The sequence below is a fragment of the Vibrio sp. 378 genome (assembly GCF_033339435.1).
The window spans coordinates 1-638 of the sequence record NZ_JAWOUO010000698.1 but is presented as its reverse complement, the minus strand read 5'-3'; the positions used below and the strand labels follow the sequence as shown (position 1 = coordinate 638).

Genomic DNA, 638 nt, shown 5'->3' with positions numbered 1-638 from the left:
TAATGCCGATCAAAACGCGTATCGACATGCTTGCGACGGGCATTAAGACGCCAATCGGGATCAAAATCGCAGGCCCAGACCTGAAAGAAATCGAAAAGATTGGCGCGCAGTTAGAACCTATCTTGAACAACGTTCGCGGCACTTCATCGGTTTATGCCGAGCGTGTAGCCGGTGGCCGTTACGTAACAATCGACATTAACCGCCGCGCTGCCGCGAGATATGGATTGAGCATCAAAGACGTTCAGCAAGTCATCTCAACCGCTGTCGGTGGTATGAATGTTGGAGAAACCATTGAAGGCTTGGAACGCTACCCGATTAACGTTCGCTACCCGCAAGACTACCGTGACTCTGTGGTTAAGCTGCAAAACTTACCGCTAGTGACACCAAATGGAGCGCGTATCGCACTCGCTGATGTCGCTGACATTCGTTACGAAGACGGTCCGCCGATGATCAAAACCGAAAACGCACGTCCTAACGGCTGGGTGTTTGTGGATATCGATGGCCGCGACCTTGGTTCTTACGTGGTAGAAGCGCAGCAAGCAGTGGCTGACCAACTGGTGCTCCCTGCTGGATATTCGCTCGCTTGGTCTGGTCAATACGAATACATGGAACGTGCGAAAGACCGCTTGAGTGTGGTC

Annotated in this window: 1 protein-coding gene; it reads left to right on the top strand. The window is 52.2% G+C overall.

Translation table 11 applies throughout. From position 1 onward, the window contains the following. Nucleotides 1-638 (top strand): efflux RND transporter permease subunit (locus tag R7Q48_RS28345; RefSeq protein ID WP_318133648.1); only part of this gene is annotated, 638 nt, incomplete at both ends.